Source organism: Pseudomonas sp. A1230 (assembly GCF_044218825.1).
Taxonomy (GTDB): Bacteria; Pseudomonadota; Gammaproteobacteria; order Pseudomonadales; family Pseudomonadaceae; genus Aquipseudomonas; species Aquipseudomonas iridis.
In genome coordinates this window covers 4,977,962-4,993,398 of record NZ_CP162582.1, presented here as the reverse complement: position 1 = coordinate 4,993,398, position 15,437 = coordinate 4,977,962, and the positions used below count along the sequence as shown (strand labels likewise).

Below are 15,437 nucleotides of genomic sequence, written 5' to 3'. Positions count from 1 at the left end.
ATGACTAAAAAGATCTTCGTTACCGACACCATCCTGCGCGACGCTCACCAATCGCTGCTCGCCACCCGCATGCGCACCGAAGACATGCTGCCGATCTGCGACAAGCTCGACAAAGTCGGCTACTGGTCGCTGGAATGCTGGGGCGGCGCGACCTTCGACGCCTGCGTACGTTTCCTCAAGGAAGATCCGTGGGAGCGTCTGCGCCAACTGCGCGCCGCGTTGCCTAACACGCGTCTGCAAATGCTCCTGCGTGGCCAGAACCTGTTGGGCTATCGCCATTACAGCGATGACGTGGTCAAAGCGTTTGTCGCCAAGGCAGCTGTTAATGGCATCGACGTGTTCCGCATCTTCGACGCGATGAACGACGTGCGTAACCTGCGCGTGGCCATCGAAGCGGTGAAAGCTGCCGGTAAGCACGCCCAGGGCACCATTGCCTACACCACCAGCCCCGTGCACACGATTGACGCTTTCGTGGCGCAAGCAAAACAAATGGAAGCCATGGGTTGCGACTCGGTAGCGATCAAGGACATGGCCGGTCTGCTGACGCCCTACGCGACCGGTGAGCTGGTCCGGGCATTGAAAGCCGAGCAGTCGCTTCCAGTGTTCATTCACTCGCATGACACCGCCGGTCTGGCGACGATGTGCCAACTCAAGGCAATCGAAAACGGTGCTGACCACATCGATACCGCGATCTCCAGCTTCGCCTCGGGCACCAGCCATCCAGGCACCGAGTCGATGGTGGCTGCGCTCAAGGGCAGCGAATTCGATACCGGTCTGAACCTTGAACTGCTGCAAGAGATCGGCCTGTACTTCTACGCCGTGCGCAAGAAGTACCACCAGTTCGAAAGCGAATTCACTGCTGTCGACACCCGTGTGCAGGTGAATCAGGTGCCGGGCGGGATGATTTCCAACCTGGCCAACCAGTTGAAAGAGCAGGGCGCGTTGAACCGCATGGCTGAAGTGCTGGCGGAAATCCCGCGCGTGCGTGAAGACCTCGGCTTCCCGCCGCTGGTCACCCCGACTTCGCAGATCGTCGGCACCCAGGCGTTCTTCAACGTGCTGGCCGGCGAGCGCTACAAAACCATCACCAACGAAGTGAAACTCTACCTGCAGGGCGGCTACGGCAAAGCGCCGGGCGTGGTGAACGAGAAGCTGCGTCGTCAGGCCATCGGCAGCGAAGAAGTCATCGACGTGCGTCCGGCCGATCTGCTCAAACCGGAAATGACCAAGCTGCGTGCCGATATCGGTGCATTGGCCAAGTCGGAAGAAGACGTGCTGACCTTCGCCATGTTCCCGGACATCGGTCGCAAGTTCCTCGAAGAGCGTGCCGCCGGCACTCTCGTGCCGGAAGTGCTGCTTCCTATTCCAGAGGCTGGCGCCGTGACGTCGGCGAGTGGCGAAGGTGTGCCGACCGAGTTCGTCATTGACGTCCACGGCGAGACTTACCGCGTCGATATCACGGGTGTCGGTGTGAAGGCTGAAGGCAAGCGTCACTTCTACCTGTCCATCGACGGCATGCCGGAAGAAGTGGTGTTCGAACCGCTTAACGAATTCGTCGGCGGGGGCAGCAGCAAGCGCAAGCAAGCGTCGGCTCCAGGCCACGTCAGCACCACCATGCCCGGCAACATCGTCGATGTGCTGGTCAAGGAAGGCGACACCGTCAAGGCGGGCCAGGCTGTGCTGATCACCGAAGCCATGAAGATGGAAACCGAAGTTCAGGCCGCCATCGCCGGCAAGGTTACGGCGATTCATGTGGCCAAGGGCGACCGGGTGAACCCGGGCGAAATCCTGATCGAGATCGAAGGCTGAGATAACCGCCGCGATCAAACGCTTTAAACCTCGGGGGGGCATGTGCTCCCCTTTTTTTTGTCCGTTTTTTCACCTGTAGGAGCTGCCGCAGGCTGAAATCTTGTGATCTTTTAAAACGAAGATCAAAAAATCGCAGCCTGCGGCAGCTCTTACAGGAAGCGATTTAGAACGCCATTCGCCACTGACCCATCACGCCGTGATTTCGGCTTTCGCTGCCGAACTCTCCAGTGACGGCCACGCCCAGCGTGTGGTTGGTCGACAGTCCGAGGTCCAGACCCGCATCGACGCCCAGGCTGTTGCGATCCAGTTCTGCACCGTTCACGGTGAAGCGTTTGCCGCCCTTGACCAGTTGCTGGCGGGTGTCGCTGTCGAGTTCACCAAAGGTGTGTTTCCACCCGGCGCTCAATCGCGGCGTCAGGCTCATGCCGTTGTCCAGTGTGTGGATTTTTGCCGTACGCAGGCCGAAGGTACTGCTGAGATTGTCGCGGGTTTGCCCAAAGACCTTCAGCGCCGCATCACCACCTTTTTCACTGTGGCTGTCACGTTGATAACGTTGGTAGCCGAGGCTGGCGAACGGTTCGAGTGTCACGTCGTTGCGGCCGAAGTTGAAGCCCAGTTCGGCGAAGGCTTGCTGGGTGTTGGCGTCGTAATTGCCTTTTAGGCGATCGCTGAATCCGTTGAACGCAACCCGACGTTTGCTGCTGCCGTCATGGCTGGCGTAAGTGGCACCCAGGCGCAGCGCTATTGGTCCATCCTGACGCACGGCGTAGGCGCCAACGTGCCAGCTGTCGAGGTCGCCTTCGTATTGGCGGGCATTGAGTCTGGTTTGGGATTTGCCGCCCAGCAAACCGATATGCCATTGCTCATTGAGCCGCCAGTCAGCGCCCATGACCAGGCCTTGGGTGGCGTGTTTCAGGGTGCTGTCGTACTCGCGATCAACCTTGCCGCCATGGCCCAATGCCTGAACCCAGACTCGCCCGGAATCTGCACCGCCGGCAGCTTCGCGAGGTGAATTGCCCGAGCCGTAAGCTGCGCCCGTGCGATGGTCGAGTTGGCGCATGGCCGACAGCATGCTCGCGCTCACGGGGGTAACGCTGCTTAACGTGGCTTTGGCTAGGTTGGCGTTGCTGCCGGCGGCGAGTTGTTCCAGGGCGACGGGGGCTGTTTGCTTGTCGCTGGCCAGTAACGCGGCGACGGCCGCACTTGCGGGTCTTTGAGCCGGAGGGGGTGGCGTATCAGCAGCTTCGCTCGCAGGTGCAACAGCGATGTCGTCCTGTACAGGTGATGAAACTGGCGCTGGTGCCGCCACTGCGATCAAACCCGGACCCGAATCGGCAACCGACGCAGGAACTGAAGTCGGAGCTGAAGCTGAAGCTGAAGCTGTAATCGAATCTGAAGCTGAAGTTGAAGTTGTAATCGAATCTGGAGCTGAAGTTGAAGTTGTGATCGAATCTGGAGCTGATGTTGATGTTGATGTTGGTGCTGTCAGCGGTGCTGGCGCAGGTACAGTGGGTTGCAACGGCGCTTGTGGCTCGACGATGCTTTCGGCGATCGAAGCGGCATTGTTCGTAGTGGCAGCGCTCGTTAGTGGATTCTCATTTCGGCTGTAAGTCAGGCCGACGGATTTTTTGTTGTATAGCGGTTTAGCTGTCATGAAAGCGAGGTCGTTCAAGATCGTGCCGAATTCACCTTCGACTTTCGCGGCCTCGATGATTTTGTACGAGCCGGTTGGCGGATACTCGCCTGGAGCGGCCACGACTCTAAGGGTGGCGCCGTCTAACATGGCAGTGCCGTCGACTTTGATCGTTTGGCCACGACCTTCAGGCGTGACCTCGTAGGCCAGTTCCGCTGTCGGCGATAGGCTCAAGTCGCCTTTGACCCGTGGGCTACCAAGCAATCCGTTAACCGTGAGCACACCGTTAACGTGCAAGTTTCCTACTGTGCCCTTACCTGCGAAGCTGCCGTTCTTATCGACATACACATCCCCTTTGATGCTCCCTTTGTTGAAGAGCTTGCCGGCGGTAATCGCGCCACCTTCAATGGTGCCCAGGTTGGTCAGGGCACCATTATTTTGTACCAATACGCCTTCCTTGAAGTCTCCCTTGCTACTCAACGTCCAGTCTCCCTTGACGAGAAACAGTCCATTGAAATTACGGGTGTCTTTAAGCGTGCCTCCTTCAGAAACATCCACTAGCAAGAAGTTATCTCCTGCGCCGCCATCGATCCGGCCGGAAAAGCTGGCGCCGTCTTTCAGAAGGATTAGGTCGTTGGCATCGATCCCCTGAAAAGTACTTTCGGCTGCAACGAAAGGATGGGCAACAGTAGCTTTATCGGTGAAAACAGCCTGAAGCCTTCCGAGAGCGTCTTCATAGGGACTGGCTTGCGACAGTTCCGGCACGTTCATGATTACAGGTGACTCCGCGGCTTCAGGCAGTTGCTGAGCGCTCGCGAGTTCCATGCAGCCAAGCGCCAGCGCAATAGCCAAAGACAGACGTTGTGGTTTGTACCGGTGTTGAGTGGGCATCAAGTAGGGCCTTGTTGAACGGAAGCCCCAACTCTATTGATCCGCCCCAAAATCCGATGTCGGCTGCTTCCCGAAGCGTTGCAGGCGACGTCGCATCATTTTGTGGAAAATTTCCACCAGATCCGCAGCCGGTGGTTTTACCCGAATCCAGCGCTTCCTTTTCCTACAATCAAGCGGGACGTCGCCGACTGTTCAGCGGTGCAAAACTCATCTGTCACTGCCCAATCAACCCGTGACGCGTTACGGATCACCTTAAGTACGGCGAACGTACGCCCTGCCGTAATGCCGCTCCATCCGCGCCTGAATCAGCTCCAGCCCAATCGACATCAACCAGTAAATGATGGCCGCCGTGGTCAGCATTTCGATGTAGCGATAGCTTGAACGTCCATACGACTGCGCGAGAAACATCACTTCCCAGACGCCCATCACCGAGATCAACGACGAATCTTTCAGCATCGAAATGAATTGATTGGTCGTGGGCGGAATGATGGTGCGCATGGCCTGAGGCAGCGTAATGCGCCAAAGAATGACTGAGTCGCGCATGCCCAGCGCCAGCGATGCTTCTCGCTGGCCGTACGGGACGCCAAGAATGCCTGCGCGGAAGATCTCGCTGAGGTACGCGCCATAGTTGAGTGACAGGGCGATGATCCCGGCGACGATGGCGCCCGGCACGATGCCCAGTTGCGGCAAACCGAGATAGATCAGCAGGATCTGGATCAGCAGCGGCGTGCCGCGAAAGAACGAGGCGTAGAAACTGGCGATGCCGAAGGCCACCGCACTTTTCGAAAGTCGCGCCAGTGCAGTCACGAAACCCAGCAGCACCGAAGCAACGATTGAGCACACGCACAGAAACAGCGTCAGTGCTGCTCCCTGCAAGAAACCATTAGGTGCCAGTTTCAAGCCGACCAGGTTAGGCAGTTTGTCGAGGATGATCGAAAACTTCAGGTCGAAGCTCAGGAAGAACCCCGCGAACAGGCAGAACATCACCGCCCAGGTCAGGTACAGCCTTGTCCGGAAACCGAACAGCCGGCGCAGGCGTGATTCAGCCACCGGTTGCGGTGGCTTGGGAGGTACCGGGAAAGAAGTCATTGGCTGATGTCGGCACCGATCCATTTTTGCGAAAGCTTGCTCAGGGTGCCGTCCTGTTTGAGTTGGGCAAAGACCTCGCGCACCTTGGCGTCCCACTGTGCATCACCCTTCTCGATGGCGACCGAGTTCGGCTCCGAGTACAGCGGCTCGCCAGCGAGCTTGAAGCGTTTGTCTTCATTCAAGCGTGGCTGCGCAGTGACGAGGTTAGTGAGGATCGCATCCAGGCGCACGCCCGCACCGAGGCCAAGGTCCTGGAACGCGACGTTGTCGGTATCGTACGGCGCGATCTGTACATCTTCGAATGGATACTGGAGCTGTGTGTCCTCAGCGCCCTCAATGACCAGATTCTTGTTCAGATAACTTTCATAACTGGATGCGCTGGTAAGGCCGACCTTCTTGCCGCTCAGATCCTTGGCGCTGTGGATGCGATCGTCCTTGGTGTTGACCACGATCACTGCCGGTGAGGCGTAGTACTCGACCGGGAAATCGAACACTTCGGCGCGGGCCTTGCTCGGCGTCATCGAGCAGATGCAGATGTCGTAGCGCCCACTCCAGCGGCCGGCAGCGATGACGTCCCAGGACGGTGTTTCGAGACGCAGCTTGACCCCCAGTTTCTCCGCCACGGCTTTGGCGACATCGACGTCGAAGCCGTCGAGCTGGTTCTGATCGTTGAGAAATGAGAAGGGCGGATAGCTTTCCATCAACACGCCGACCAGCTCTTTCTTTTGCTCGACGCGATCCAGTGTGGTGCCACCGAAGGCTTGGGTCGAGGCGGCCAGAATCGTCAGGCCCAGGGCCAGTAGTGGTTGGAATTTCACAGGCGATCCCTGAATAAAAAAGAGGTTGTTATTAACCGAATGGTGCGTATTAAATAGTTATAAGAACGACTCTGATAGTGAGTTATTTTCATAAGCATATGAGTGAAAAGCATATGGGCGCAGCGAGCACGGTTATTCTTGATGGCGGCATGGGCCGTGAGTTGCAACGAGCCGGGGCGCCATTTCGGCAGCCAGAATGGTCGGCACTGGCGCTGAGCGAAGCACCGCAAGCGGTCGAGGCTGTACACGCTGCCTATATCGCCAGTGGTGCCGACGTGATCACTAGCAACAGCTATGCAGTGGTGCCGTTTCATATCGGCGAAACGCGTTTCGCCGCTGAAGGTCAGGCTTTGGCAGCGTTGGCCGGCGAACTGGCGCGGCGTGCGGTGCAGGCATCGGGTAAAAACGTGCGGGTAGCCGGCTCCTTGCCTCCGTTGTTCGGCTCTTATCGTCCTGATCTGTTCGACGCGTCTCGAGTAACGGAATTGCTGAATCCGTTGGTCAACGGACTGGCACCGCACGTTGACCTGTGGCTGGCGGAAACACAGAGTTCGATTATCGAGGCACGGGCCATCCACGCCGGACTCCCGCAGGACGGCAAGCCGTTCTGGCTGTCGTTTACCTTGCAGGATGAAGACACTGACGACGTACCGCGTTTGCGTTCTGGCGAGCCGGTCGCCGAGGCGGCTACGGTGGCAGCGGAGTTGGGCGTTGAAACGTTGCTATTCAATTGCAGCCAGCCGGAAGTGATTGGCGCGGCGATTGATGCGGCACGCGCTACCTTCGAGCGTCTGGGGGTGAAGATTCACATCGGCGCCTATGCCAATGCGTTTCCGCCGCAGCCCAAGGAGGCAACGGCCAATGACGGACTGGATCCGCTGCGCGACGATCTCGATCCGCCAGGTTATTTGCATTGGGCGAGAGATTGGCAGCAACGCGGCGCCAGTCACTTGGGCGGTTGCTGCGGTATCGGACCAGAACACATTGCAGTGCTGGCGCAGAAACTGGCTTAAGAAAGCGGATCAAAAGATCGCAGCCTGCGGCAGCGCCTACATTTTGTCCCGTGTAGGAGCTGCCGAAGGCTGCGATCTTTTGCTTTTGCGGTTTTAACCACGGCACTCGACCAACCCTTTCACCTGACCGTCAGGCGTCTGGTTTTCATCGGACAGCCACTGCTCAAACCCCGCCGCAATCGCCGGCCATTCCGAATCCACAATCGAGTACCACGCGGTGTCGCGGTTCTGGCCCTTGACCACCATGTGCTGGCGGAAAACGCCTTCGAAGCTGAAGCCCAGGCGTTCAGCGGCGTATTTGGAGCGGGCGTTAGCGTTGTTGCACTTCCATTCCAGGCGACGGTAGCCCAGGTCAAAGGAGTGTTTGGCCAACAGGTAAACCGCCTCGGTGCTTTTTGGCGAGCGCTGCATTGGTGCGCCGAAAGTCACGTGGCCGATTTCGATACGGCCGTGGGCCGGGACAATCGACATCAGGCTGAGCATGCCTTGCACCTGGCCGCTGGCGCGGTCGATGATGCTGAAGAAATACGGATCGCTGCTGGCCGCGTGATTGTTCAGCCAGTCATTGAACACGTGGCGCTCGGGAAACGGGCCGTAGGGCAGGAAGTCCCAGAGTTTCGGGTCGGCGCCGGGGCCTTCGAGGGCGTTGAACAGCTCGTCACCGTGGCGCGCCGGGTCGAGCCTTTCCAGGCGGATGAAGCGGCCTTCGAGCAGCGTGGTCGTGGGGGCGGGCACGCCTTTCCAATCGGCAGGTGAGGTGATCATGAGCGCGTCTCCTTAAAGGGCTTTGCGAAACTGGATGAAGCCTGGGCGCTCGGCGATGCGCTCGTAGAGCTGGATCGCCGTAGCGTTGGATTCGTGGGTCAGCCAATGGACTTTGCAGCAGCCGTCGGCTTTGGCCGTTGCATAGACGTGCTCGATCAACTGGCGACCGACGCCGGTGCCGCGGGTTTCAGGCGCCACCAGCAAGTCTTGCAGGTAACAGGAGTTTTCGATGCTCCAGTTCGAGCGATGGTAGATGTAATGCACCATGCCCAGCGCTTTACCGTCAGCCCAGGCGAGGGCGGCGTGCGTCGGTTCGCTCGGGTCGAGGAAGCGCTGCCAGGTACTGTTCGTCACCGCCTCCGGCAGTTCGGTGTTGTAGAAGCGCAGGTAAGCCTGCCACAGCGCCAGCCAGGCGGCGTGGTCGTCGGCGCTGACCTGACGGATCTCGATCTGACTCATGGTGAGTTCCTTAACGCATCAATTGGGCGAGGGTTTGATCGTTGAATTCGGAGCTGGCGGCCAGCCCTTCGCGCACGCCGGCGATATCTTCGGCGCTGCGGTTCTGACTGAGCTTGCGCTTGCCTTCCAGGCGGTCGATGGGAATGGCGAAACCGACGATGGCTTTGAGCATGCTGTCGATGTAATCGGCGGGTGCGTCGGCGACCGACCAAGGCTGTGCGCGGCCGGCCTCATGGCGGTCGGTGAGGGTGCTGACGATGTCGAGCAGCCGCCCGCCGTCGCTGAAGGTCTCGGCGTGGCCGTAGGCGTGTACGGCGATGTAGTTCCAGGTCGGCACGACTTTGCCATGCTCGGCCTTGCTCGGATAAAACCCCGGGCTGACGTAGGCATCCGGTCCGGCAAAAATCAGCATCGCTTCGGCGCCGTCGCGCAGGTCCTTCCACTGCGGATTGGCCCTGGCCAGATGCCCGTAGAGCGTGCCGTATTCACCTTGCTCGCAATGCAGCAGCACCGGCACATGGCTGGCTTGCAGACCGTTTTCGCCGTGGGTTACCAGAATGGCGAGGCGAGTGGCGAGGATCAGTTCGTGGAGTTGGGACAGCTCATCGATGGCAAAGGCACGCGGCGTGTACATAAGAGATTTTCCTTGGCGAATACATACATCCTAGGCAGGCTATTGGTCTGATGTAAGAGCCATTGATGGCCAATTTCATAGATCCATTACCATGCCTGATTTGTCCACGTTGTCCATGCCGTTCAACCCGGCGGGCATCGAACTTGATCGCCGTCAGGGCTTGAGCCGTCAGCTCTATCAGGCGTTGCGACTGCGTGTGCTCGACGGGCGGCTAGCCAGTGGCACGCGCCTGCCAGCCAGCCGTGATCTGGCCGCCGCGCTGGCGATTTCCCGCAACAGTGTGGTTCGGGCCTACGATCAACTCTATGCCGAAGGCTTCATTGAAGGGCGGGTGGGGGATGGCACTTACGTGGCCCAACTGCCCCGTGACCCGCTCAAGGCGAAAAAACTATCCACAAAAGTATCCACAGGGTTTTCAACAGGCTTACCCACAGCCTTATCCACAAATTCCGCAAATTCCACTGTGCTTTCATCCAGTAAAGTTATCCACAGCGGGGTTTTACAGCGGTTGGAAAACAACCATTTACCCCATCCCCCCAGTGGCCCGCCGCGCGCATTTCGGGTTGGTGTACCGGCATTCGATCTGTTTCCGTTTGACGTCTGGGCCAAGCTCAACGGGGCTTTCTGGCGCAAACCGGATCTTCAGCAGATGTGTTACGGCGACCCGGCCGGCGATGCGCGTCTGCGCAGCCTGATTGCGGCCTATCTGCGCAGTTCGCGAGGGATGCAGTGCTCGGCTGAGCAAATTGTGATCACCAGTGGCGCACAGCAGGCCATTAGTCTTTGTGCACAGCTGCTAGTGGAGCCGGGCGATGGCGTTGCGATCGAAAATCCGGGCTACCGTGCGGCCGGTCATGCATTCGCCTTGGCGGGAGGCATTCTGCGCGGGATTGGCGTGGACGAGGAGGGCATGGATTGCTCGGCACTGTCGGGTGCCAGTGATTGTCGCGTGGCCTACGTGACGCCCTCGCATCAATACCCGACAGGCGTGGTGATGAGCCTGGCGCGGCGTCTTGAACTGCTCGCCTGGGCCGAACGCACGCAAGGCTGGATCGTTGAGGATGACTACGACGGCGAGTACCGTTACACCGGCGCGCCATTGGCCCCCTTGGCGGCACTCGATCAACAGGGCCGCGTTCTGTATGTCGGCACGTTCGGCAAGGTCGCATTCCCGGCGTTGCGCCTCGGTTATCTGGTGCTGCCACCGGCGCTGGTGCCAGCGTTTTCGCAGCGCCGGGCGGTGGATGTCCGGCATTCCGAGGTGAGCACGCAAGCGGTGATGGCCGAGTTCATGGCGGCCGGGCATTTCCAGCGGCATATCCGCCGGATGCGCCGCGCCGCGCTGAATCGGCGCAATACGTTGCTCGATGGTTGGCCAACGGCAATCCTCGGCGTCGGTGACCTGCCGGCGGTGTCGGCCGGGCTGCACTTGACCGTGAAGGTGGAGAGCATCGACCGTGAGCGGCAACTGATCGAGCAAGCTGCGCGCGTGGATGTCGAAATCAGCGGCTTGAGCCATTACTGGCTGCCGGACTCTACGACTCCCCAGGACCAGCGCGCCGGACTGGTCCTGGGGTTCGCCGCCGTGCCGGAAGCCGCGATCAAAGCTGCGTTGGCCCGGTTGCAGCAGGCTTGGCGGGCGTGAAGAACAAGGTCTCGGCCAATTGGGTGGAAATCTCGCTGCGGTGAATATCGATAATTTGCTGATTATTCAAACCACGCAATTCATAGGTCCCCCCTAGATGCCGCTGCGCGTTGGTTTTCAGGTGTCCGGCGAGGAATGGCGTTAACGGCGCGCTGACACTGCTGTAGTGAAAGTGCGCGTAACACACCACCTTGCTGGTTTTGATATCGCGTACTTCGTACTCGTCCAGAAAGTCATTAGGACGACTTTTGAGTTCGCGTCGCGTAAGGATTTTGGCGATGGTCACTTCACCGTGATTTTTCAGCCATTCGACGCCGGCTCCCGTCGGCATCTGCTGTTTGATCATTCTGGCCCGGGTACTGGTGCCTTTTTCATCAAGCGCCTTTGCTGCCTTCTCCAGCGCGTGACCTAGTTCTTGCGTCGGGTTGTCGAGATCCGCCGTGGCATTGCGCGCCGTCAATGCCTCATCGATGTCCGCGTTGGCTTTACGCAAAAGCGCTGCATGCCGGTGGTATTCCTCCTCGACCTCCACCGGGAGCCGCGGACCCCGCTTGATCCGAGCGTCGGTAACCCGGTGAAACTCCGCAAGGCCATCGAGCAGTGCCTGGCCAGCGCGGATACTTTTATTGAGATTGGGCCTAGGCGGCGGCTTAGGGAGTTGCGTCGTCGGCGTAGCCGTAATGTGTTCCACCCAAACGCCGGGTGACTCTTCCTGAAAGGTAGCGATGACCCCTGCCATGTTCGAGCGCAATTCGACCAGGTCGCTTGGCCCGTCTTCAGTCGCAGTTTTCGGTACACCGACGAGAGTGCCTCTGCTACGGGTCTTGATGATTTTCCGGGTGTTCATGCCTGCAGGCCTGGACGGACCGGCTTGAGGTTCGACCAGACGCCGGTCACGCAGCAAGCCTGCCAGCTGCGTGACCGCTATGTCGCTGAACTCCTTGACCCTTTCACGTACCCGCGCAAGCCGTGGAAGGTTGAGCTGGTCCGCAAACTCGGCGGCGATATCGCCAAAACCCTGATCCACCGCGGCAAATTGCCGTGTCAGGTGATTCAGGGTGTCGATCCGCTCACCGAGGTTGTGCAGACTTTCATCGGTACTCAGATTCAGCGAGCTCTGAACGTTCAGTGCTGCGCTTTCGATGAGTTGTTCCATTGTCGCCTGCACCTGTCCCCTGACCGCTGTTGTGCCCGGCTTGACGCAAATCTCCTGGCCAAGACAGATTTGCAGCAGCTTGAAATCATTCAGATCGTAGTCCGGCAGAGTTTTCCGATATTTGATCAGTATCTCCACAGCGCCTTCGCCGAGGCGTTCAAGTTCTGCGAACCGGGCATGGGAAGCGTCGATTTTTTCCATGATCCCCTGAGTCTGATCGCTCATTTCTTCGCAGGTCTGAATGAACCGCTGCGACGAAGATTGCTTACGGTCCTCAATTGCCATCGTCGTAGCGCGGATATTGGCCTGAAAATCCGTGCCGTTCTCCATGAGCCATTCCTGGCCGAGGAACAGTTGCATCTCCAGCCGCTCGGTTATCACCGCGCGGAAATTGGGAACCTCCTGAAGCGAATTCAACAGTCTGATTTGATTGATATTTTCCCCGTATTCCTGGAGCTGTGAATCCAGCAGGTCGAGGTATTTTTTGCGTGCAGTCTTGGCCGTTTCCGGCAGGGCGGCGTCCATGGCGGTGCGGGCTTCTGTGAGCTCAGTCAGCTTGGACGGCATCGTCAAGTCGAAAGCGCTGATAGCACTTCGGTGCTGAGATATGCGCTGCATGTTCTGACGCTGGACCTGTCTGCGCCGACTGCTCAGGCTGCCGCCGCTCAGGCGCAATCGCAGATCGACGACCCATTGGCCGGCCGCGCTGCGTACCAGAAATGGTCCGGTACCGGGAGGCTGTCGGCTCGAGTCGATGATCTGCACGTGCTCCTCTTCATTGATCTGCACCTGGAACCAGCGCTTGTCGACCGGCGCGTACCATTTCCCGCCATGTTGGTAGAGGTGCTGATACGGGCCCTCACTCGCCGCAGTCCCAAGCGTTTCGGGTTTGCTGACGTTGAGACGGTCCAGCAGTGCGGCGAGGCTGTGGTTCGATTGCTCTAGAGCGGCGATGGTGTTGATCGACGTTCCATGATTGGCGACCAGTTCACTGCCCGCGATGTCCGGCGCGCGTACAGGGTTGATGAGCTCAGGTACGGGTTGAGGTGTCGGCGACTCCCACTCATCAACTGCACTGATGGCCTTGTGGGCGGGCTTGTGACCGACCGCTGCGCGATGGGCGAGGACCATGCCCAGTGCGAGGAGAATATCGGCAAGTGCCGACCAGGCGACTTTGCCGGATTGCTGATTGGCAGCGTCGCTGACCTCCTGCAAGTCGTCCATGATCTGCCAGATCCAGGCCGCTATCGAGACACCGCGCCCCAGAAAGGGCAGCGCCGCGTTAAAGAGTACCCAGCCACCGCGTTTGAGCGTGGCCCAGCGTGCTTGCGCGTTGGATACCGATTGGCGGTCAGCTTGAGTGATGACCGCTTGCACATTGGTCTTGTGCAGCGTTGCCAGAACATCGCCTTCGATGACGTCGGTGCCCAGCGTGACGGGCCTGGACATATCAACGAGGGTCAGCGGGTGAACCACTATCTCTGGAATGACCCACACCGAGGGAAACCTTGCCGCAAACACATACTGGCTGAAGTTGAATCGCACGCTATCGGGTAACCACGCCAATACCGATTCGCGCAGATCCTGAGAATGCTTGATTGCGTACAGCAAATTGGTAGGACCGGGGTATTGAATCAGCGCCTTTGCGAACAGCGGTCGATAAAGCAGGCAGGGCCCTTTGTCCGGCTCGCGCGGGCCGATGACGAACATGTTGTCCACGGTGTCCGCGCGGGAGGTGCTGCGGTGGGTCACGAATGCCAGAGGGCGGATGACGATTTCCTGCCCGTCGACCTGACGATCTGCAGCGACGCTGCTCAGTGCCGCAACCACGTATCGGTAACCCAGCTCAGTGAAGCCTGCTTCGCCACGGATCTTGTGTTGCAGGGCCAGCAACGGCAATTCAAGGGGTAACTGTTGGCTATAGATATCCTGCAAAGCAGCCGCCTGAGTGGCGTCGTCGACCAGTTTTTTCTTCAGGTAAGCGGGGTAAGTGCTGCCGATGTCGACGGTCTTCACCAGCTCTTCGACAAAGGTCACGGTCATCCATTGCGGTAATGCGCTGCCGTCTTTGTAGGCCACCCTTTTATTGCCCAGGGGCAGACCCGCCAGGTTTTGCAGTGCGAGTTCGAGAAGCGTCAGCGTTTTGGTCTGAAATTCGCCCGGCACTATGAACGTGCCCCAGATCACCAGGCTGACGATGGTCATCTCGATGTCGTCGAGCTTTATATCGGTCGCTGTCGGGTGGTCTTTTAGAATCTGTGCAGTCAGTGCCTCGCGTGTGAATGTCTGCAGATCCTTCACTTCGCTCTGAAACGATTTGCCCTGGTTCGCATGCTGCACCACGGTCAGATCCAGCAAGTGTCGGCCGTAGAGGGTCTGATCGGCAGGCGAGGCAGCGTCCAGCCACCCGGGCAGCATTGGCCTCAGTCGCTCGATGTGCGGTTTCAGGCGCGGTATCGGTTGTTGATGGTTGCCTGCGGTTCCGGCGTGAGGATAGAGCCTGTTGAGAATCGGACCTTCGAAGAAATTGATCTGGCCCAGCGCATCGGCTTCAAGCGCAATGACAGTGCAGGCCTGGTGGTTGAAGAAGTCGCCTTCAGGCTCGACAAGTCGCCAGCTCAGACCTTTGGCGCTGGCCCCTTCGCGAAACCGGTGTGGCAGGGCATTGCCGATTTCGTCCACCGAAGCGAAGCGCCGAAAGCCTTGTACCACCGAGTGAGTGAGCACCAGCGTGCGCTGCCCGAGCGTACCGATCAGCACGGCAGTATTGAGCAACGTCGCGTGTTTGCGGGCATCCCCTTCACCGTGATCCAGGTCAATCAGACAGGCGCGGGTCTTGTACTTGTCGTTGGTTCTTTTTCGTTTGTCCGGGTTGTTGAAAACGGCGAGGGCCATGGCTTGCTCATCGGCATCCCAGCCAAGGCTTGCGTCGACATTCCAGAATCTGCGCAAGCCATTCGACAGTTGGTACCAGCGCGGGTGATTCGCAGCGGTGTTTTCGCTCCAGTAATCGATGTGTTGCTCTTTGTAGGCAACGAACAGCAGTGGCGCCAGCTCGTTGATCAGCCGGGCGATGGCACTGATTTTCACCGGCAGCTGGATTGCCGGGCTGACAGTGGGCTGCAAGGTCAGGAAGTGTTCGTCGTCGAGGTACGTCACCGTGGTGCCGGACAGGCCAAGCCGCACCAGCGCGTCGGTAAGGGATTCGAACTTATCGGCGCCCGGGGTTGCATGCTCGTCAGTGATGACCCATGTCGGCGTCGCGACCATGGCCCGTTGCGGGTCGATCTCCAGGTTCGGATACAGCGTTTTGAGGGCCTGGCGCAGTGTTGTTGTGGCGACTTCCCGCAACGAGGGGCCGGTCACCAGTTGGGTCAACACATCGACCGCGCTGGGTATGGATATTTCGGGCATGGGCAATTCCTGCTCTGACTGTTGGGCACACCGGGGAAGTGGCCGAGCAGGGCAAGGTAAAGTTCGCGTCGCGACGGTGTGCGGTACATAGATCTTGCGGGCAAAAAAAGA

Annotated in this window: 10 protein-coding genes; 3 read left to right on the top strand and 7 right to left on the bottom strand. The window is 59.0% G+C overall.

The window, feature by feature from the left end; genetic code table 11:
- Entirely contained in the window at positions 1-1,809 is a 1,809-nt protein-coding gene (oadA, locus tag AB4P97_RS23390) for a sodium-extruding oxaloacetate decarboxylase subunit alpha (protein ID WP_042561842.1), read from the top strand.
- A 163-nt stretch (positions 1,810-1,972) separates the two neighbouring features.
- Here oadA and AB4P97_RS23385 read toward each other — a convergent pair whose 3' ends face one another.
- The 3 genes from AB4P97_RS23385 to AB4P97_RS23375 all read right to left on the bottom strand — a co-directional run bounded on the left by AB4P97_RS23385 (position 1,973) and on the right by AB4P97_RS23375 (position 6,240).
- Complete coding sequence (locus AB4P97_RS23385; protein WP_395602965.1) at positions 1,973-4,333, bottom strand: autotransporter domain-containing protein; 2,361 nt, start codon at positions 4,331-4,333, stop codon at positions 1,973-1,975.
- A gap of 252 nt (positions 4,334-4,585) precedes the next feature.
- Positions 4,586-5,422, bottom strand: a complete 837-nt coding sequence (locus AB4P97_RS23380; protein ID WP_210623231.1) for an amino acid ABC transporter permease — start codon at positions 5,420-5,422, stop codon at positions 4,586-4,588.
- On the bottom strand, positions 5,419-6,240 hold the full coding sequence (locus AB4P97_RS23375; protein WP_273877389.1) for an ABC transporter substrate-binding protein: 822 nt from the start codon (positions 6,238-6,240) through the stop codon (positions 5,419-5,421). Before AB4P97_RS23375 ends, AB4P97_RS23380 begins: the two co-directional genes overlap by 4 nt.
- A 113-nt stretch (positions 6,241-6,353) precedes the next feature.
- Here AB4P97_RS23375 and AB4P97_RS23370 point away from each other — a divergent pair, with 113 nt between their 5' ends.
- Entirely contained in the window at positions 6,354-7,253 is a 900-nt protein-coding gene (locus AB4P97_RS23370; RefSeq protein WP_395599677.1) for a homocysteine S-methyltransferase family protein, read from the top strand.
- Positions 7,254-7,346: 93 nt separating this feature from the next.
- Here AB4P97_RS23370 and AB4P97_RS23365 read toward each other — a convergent pair whose 3' ends face one another.
- The 3 genes from AB4P97_RS23365 to AB4P97_RS23355 are packed head-to-tail and all read right to left on the bottom strand — an operon-like array spanning position 7,347 to position 9,111.
- Positions 7,347-8,018: a GNAT family N-acetyltransferase gene (locus AB4P97_RS23365; RefSeq protein WP_395601675.1), complete on the bottom strand. Its 672-nt coding sequence runs from the start codon at positions 8,016-8,018 to the stop codon at positions 7,347-7,349.
- A gap of 12 nt (positions 8,019-8,030) precedes the next feature.
- Positions 8,031-8,477: a GNAT family N-acetyltransferase gene (locus AB4P97_RS23360; protein ID WP_047304252.1), complete on the bottom strand. Its 447-nt coding sequence runs from the start codon at positions 8,475-8,477 to the stop codon at positions 8,031-8,033.
- Between the two features lie 10 nt (positions 8,478-8,487).
- The gene (locus tag AB4P97_RS23355) at positions 8,488-9,111 is read right to left on the bottom strand and encodes an FMN-binding negative transcriptional regulator (RefSeq protein ID WP_042561835.1); all 624 of its coding nucleotides are present in this window, start codon (positions 9,109-9,111) and stop codon (positions 8,488-8,490) included.
- Between the two features lie 91 nt (positions 9,112-9,202).
- Between AB4P97_RS23355 and AB4P97_RS23350 the strand changes: the two genes are divergently transcribed.
- A complete protein-coding gene (locus AB4P97_RS23350) occupies positions 9,203-10,756 on the top strand; it encodes a PLP-dependent aminotransferase family protein (protein WP_200612775.1) in 1,554 nt (517 codons plus the stop codon).
- Here AB4P97_RS23350 and AB4P97_RS23345 read toward each other — a convergent pair.
- Complete coding sequence (locus tag AB4P97_RS23345; RefSeq protein WP_395601674.1) at positions 10,713-15,326, bottom strand: dermonecrotic toxin domain-containing protein; 4,614 nt, start codon at positions 15,324-15,326, stop codon at positions 10,713-10,715. The genes AB4P97_RS23350 and AB4P97_RS23345 overlap by 44 nt on opposite strands.
- Positions 15,327-15,437 lie beyond the last annotated feature (111 nt).

Bases quoted from the DNA above. Each gene is read 5' to 3' on its own strand.
- AB4P97_RS23365 (WP_395601675.1), bottom strand. From the start codon at position 8,018: ATGATCACCTCACCTGCCGATTGGAAAGGCGTGCCCGCCCCCACGACC.
- AB4P97_RS23345 (WP_395601674.1), bottom strand. From the start codon at position 15,326: ATGCCCGAAATATCCATACCCAGCGCGGTCGATGTGTTGACCCAACTG.
- AB4P97_RS23360 (WP_047304252.1), bottom strand. From the start codon at position 8,477: ATGAGTCAGATCGAGATCCGTCAGGTCAGCGCCGACGACCACGCCGCC.
- AB4P97_RS23385 (WP_395602965.1), bottom strand. From the start codon at position 4,333: ATGCCCACTCAACACCGGTACAAACCACAACGTCTGTCTTTGGCTATT.
- AB4P97_RS23350 (WP_200612775.1), top strand. From the start codon at position 9,203: ATGCCTGATTTGTCCACGTTGTCCATGCCGTTCAACCCGGCGGGCATC.
- oadA (WP_042561842.1), top strand. From the start codon at position 1: ATGACTAAAAAGATCTTCGTTACCGACACCATCCTGCGCGACGCTCAC.
- AB4P97_RS23380 (WP_210623231.1), bottom strand. From the start codon at position 5,422: ATGACTTCTTTCCCGGTACCTCCCAAGCCACCGCAACCGGTGGCTGAA.
- AB4P97_RS23370 (WP_395599677.1), top strand. From the start codon at position 6,354: ATGGGCGCAGCGAGCACGGTTATTCTTGATGGCGGCATGGGCCGTGAG.
- AB4P97_RS23355 (WP_042561835.1), bottom strand. From the start codon at position 9,111: ATGTACACGCCGCGTGCCTTTGCCATCGATGAGCTGTCCCAACTCCAC.